The organism is Streptomyces erythrochromogenes, assembly GCF_040684695.1.
Lineage (GTDB): Bacteria > Actinomycetota > Actinomycetes > Streptomycetales > Streptomycetaceae > Streptomyces > Streptomyces erythrochromogenes_C.
In genome coordinates, this window is sequence record NZ_JBFBGM010000063.1 from 1 (window position 1) to 3,119 (window position 3,119).

The window sequence follows — 3,119 nt, forward strand, 5'->3', positions numbered from 1 at the left end:
GCAGGGGGGACCCTGTGGGAGAGTAGGACGCCGCCGAACAATCATTGTGGGAAAGCCCCGCACCGTCATGGTGCGGGGCTTTTCTGCGTTCAGGGACTGGTTCCGGGGCTCGGCTCGGTATCCTGGCCAGCGTTCCCCTGGAGGACACGATGACAGCACAGCAGTTGGAAGACGGCGGGCCTCTCATCCCCCAGCCGGTGATGACACGCGAAGCCCTGCGGGACGCCGTGCGCCGGATCGACATGGCCAACCTGGCCGTGCTCGACAGGGAATGCAACGAGGCCTTCGACCGTGCCGCGGAGACGGGTGCCATCAACCCACTGCGGTTCTTCCTGATCAAGTGGGCCACGCACGTGGCGATCCACCGTTGGCCCGGACGCTCGGCCGCGCTGCACGAGGCAGAACGCATCGCGGGCGATCCCGACGCCACGGAGGAACAGTTCCGCGCCGCCATGGAGACGAGCAGCCGCATCCTCGCCGAGGCCCAGCGCGAGATCGGTCAGTGACCCCGCGCGGCGAAGGCGTGGAGAACGACAGCGGCTGGGCGTGGGAGTGCGACCCCAGCCGGCTGTGGGTGCTCGGCGACATGCCGGCGGCACAGCAGGAGCTGGTCGGTGCCGTCATGGACGGCCTGGTCGACCTCGCCGCGATGGCCATCGACCCCAAGGACGGCAGCCTCTACGAGGACCCCCACCCGATGCGGCTCCGAACGTACGAGGACGAACACCTCATGGTCTGGTACCAGACCATCCCGCACCGCAGCCGCGTCTACCTCAAGCGCGTCAACCTCTGACGTCGGCCCCACCGCGGTGTGCACCGTGCCTTGTCCGGCCGCCGGCGGCTTGTTCCACACGGGGTGGCCTGGGTGCGTGCACCTGATCGAGACGGCTCCCGGCCCGGTGCCACCGCCGGCGGACCCGGCTCCGGGCGACGGAGACTGGTCCGAGGTACTGCAGGTGCGCTGGGGCCGTGAGACCCCTACTGCCTGACGGGGTTCCACCCCACCACGGGCCTCGGGTGGTGCGTCGACTCCGAACGGGCAGTCCACCGTGGGAAGTTGGGAGGACGGCTAGCTGCGATTCGCGGCGTCGGCGGGAACAGGTGCTGTCCACCAGGTGACCAGGTGGGCGGCCACCTCCTCAGGGGGCCGGGTCGCAGTGAGCCCGAAGTGGGACTCGAGCTCGTGCCGGAGGAAGTCACCGATCTCTGCCTGGCCGGCGCCTTCATGGAGCCTGCGGAACAGGGGGCCGATCAGGCAGTCGTACTCGTCCTGGACGTCATCGGCGACACCGATGGGGTCCCACGCGTTGAGCAGCCGGCGCAGGTCCTTCTGGGCGGACGTGTTCCAAGAGCGCATGACCCCAGGGTGCCACCGCCCAGAACCTGACCGTTCAATCATGCGTCGGCGGTGGGTGGCGCAGCTCGGGTGTCCGGAGCCGGGGTGATCTGAGCGGTCCACGACCAGGGCTCCTCGGGTACGTCCCAGTTCACTTCGAGGTCGGTGTCGTGGAAGTCGCGCGCGAGTCGGGTCACCATCAGGGCGGCCGCAGCCCGAGCGTCTTGGGGATCGGTGTGGACGGGTACGTCCAGGCGCCCGTCGCACCATGTGGCCATCCAATACGGTCGGGATCCGCGCGCTGAGCTGTGGTGGCGCTTCAGCCGCGGTGTGTGGGTCGGGTGGGTGGACGGGGAACGCCGGACGAGCCCGGGCTCCCGCCGGCACCGGGGGGACGAACGGCACGTCCTAGTCCTCGGCCGGTGCCGCGGTGAGCGGGTCCTGGTCGAGGTGGGTCGGCGTGGCCAGGGCCTCGTCGTAGGCAGGGCGGGGGAACACGTAAGGGCCCAGGGGGAGTTCGCCCCACTGCTTCCGGTGGGGCTGGTGGAAGGCGGACCAGGTGACTTCGGTCGGTGTGACGCGCACGGAGGCGAGCAGGGGCCAGCAGGCGTCGATCCCGCAGGGGCAGCTCAGGAGGCACAGGGCGCCGGTGTTGTGGTCGCGGAGATGCTGTGGGGCGTCTCCGAGGAAGTGGGCGCGGGCCAGGGCATCGTCGGCGTCGTCGTCCAGGTGCAGAGGCGCGTGCTGTCCCAACAGGAACGCCTCCCGCTCCTCCTGGGTGTCGTCGTCCCTGCCCCCGTCCCCGTCGAGCTCCTGGCTCCATAGCTCTCGGGTCGCCTCCGCGACCAGGGCGCGCAGGTCTGCGCCGTCGATCCTGATGCCCCAGGCCGTGAGGTGTGGAAAGCCGGGGTGGGGGTGGCGCACGAACTCCACCCGGTGCGTGGTGGTCGGGAGACTCATGAGCCACATCCTGAGCCGGTCGACCGACCCGCTCCACCGAGTATCGCCGTCGGGGAGCCGCCGTCCGGCGGCCCGGCAGGAGCCGCGTCCGTGCCGGCCGCTCGCTGCGGTCGGTGAGGTGCTTTTCCTCGACCTCATCGGATATGCGCTTCTCTGGCATACCGTCGATGTCCGTACCCGGGCCGGGGACGGGGATGGGGACATCGCAACGTACTGCGCGCACTGCCAGGGGGGCTTCGTGAACATGGACCTGCTCGTCATCTACACGACGCGGCTCGACGAGTGCCGCGACTTCTACGCCGGCCTCGGCCTGGACCTCGTACCGGAACGGCACGGCTCCGGGCCGGACCACTACGCCGCGACCCTCCCGGACGGGGGCGTCGTCGAGCTGTACCCGGCCACCCGCCGGCCCGCGACGGGCTACCTGCGTCTCGGTCTGACGGCGCCCACCGCGGTCCCGGCGGTGGGGGAGCCGGGTCTCCACACCCTGACGGACCCGGACGGCCGGACGGTCGTGCTGACGATCCGGGAGGTGGCGCCCAGGGGCTGACCTCGGGTCGATCCGACACCCTGGCCGCCGATTTGACCCTGCAGATACCCAGTTGTAGAGTCGAGCAGTTGCCTGGAGCAGACCGCTCGGCGACAACCCCCACAAGGATGCATTTTCGAGTGGGGACACTCGACTCTTCATTCGGGATTCGAAGCCGGGGAAATCCGGTGGAAAAACTCTGATAGAGTCGGAACCGCCGGAAAGGGAAACGCGAAAGCGAAAACCTGGAAAGCGCCGAGGAAGTCGGACACGAAAGAGTCTGATAGAGTCGGA

Annotated in this window: 6 protein-coding genes; 3 read left to right on the top strand and 3 right to left on the bottom strand. The window is 69.3% G+C overall.

Annotated elements, in window-relative coordinates; all coding sequences use genetic code 11:
• Positions 1 to 149 precede the first annotated feature (149 nt).
• Both AB0O53_RS38285 and AB0O53_RS38290 read left to right on the top strand, forming a co-directional pair.
• Positions 150 to 506 (top strand): hypothetical protein, encoded by a 357-nt coding sequence (locus tag AB0O53_RS38285; protein ID WP_365201840.1) that lies wholly within the window; start codon positions 150 to 152, stop codon positions 504 to 506.
• A gap of 17 nt (positions 507 to 523) precedes the next feature.
• Positions 524 to 793: a hypothetical protein gene (locus AB0O53_RS38290; protein ID WP_158714867.1), complete on the top strand. Its 270-nt coding sequence runs from the start codon at positions 524 to 526 to the stop codon at positions 791 to 793.
• A 276-nt stretch (positions 794 to 1,069) separates the two neighbouring features.
• On the opposite strand, the gene AB0O53_RS38295 is transcribed toward AB0O53_RS38290, so the two are convergent.
• The 3 genes from AB0O53_RS38295 to AB0O53_RS38305 all read right to left on the bottom strand — a co-directional run bounded on the left by AB0O53_RS38295 (position 1,070) and on the right by AB0O53_RS38305 (position 2,296).
• Positions 1,070 to 1,357, bottom strand: a complete 288-nt coding sequence (locus AB0O53_RS38295) for a hypothetical protein (RefSeq protein WP_365201842.1) — start codon at positions 1,355 to 1,357, stop codon at positions 1,070 to 1,072.
• A gap of 38 nt (positions 1,358 to 1,395) precedes the next feature.
• Positions 1,396 to 1,536, bottom strand: coding sequence for a hypothetical protein (locus tag AB0O53_RS38300; protein ID WP_365201845.1), 141 nt, complete (start codon positions 1,534 to 1,536; stop codon positions 1,396 to 1,398).
• 208 nt (positions 1,537 to 1,744) lie between these two features.
• Positions 1,745 to 2,296: a hypothetical protein gene (locus AB0O53_RS38305; protein WP_365201846.1), complete on the bottom strand. Its 552-nt coding sequence runs from the start codon at positions 2,294 to 2,296 to the stop codon at positions 1,745 to 1,747.
• A gap of 244 nt (positions 2,297 to 2,540) precedes the next feature.
• Here AB0O53_RS38305 and AB0O53_RS38310 point away from each other — a divergent pair, with 244 nt between their 5' ends.
• Entirely contained in the window at positions 2,541 to 2,846 is a 306-nt protein-coding gene (locus AB0O53_RS38310) for a VOC family protein (protein WP_365201849.1), read from the top strand.
• Positions 2,847 to 3,119: the final 273 nt, after the last annotated feature.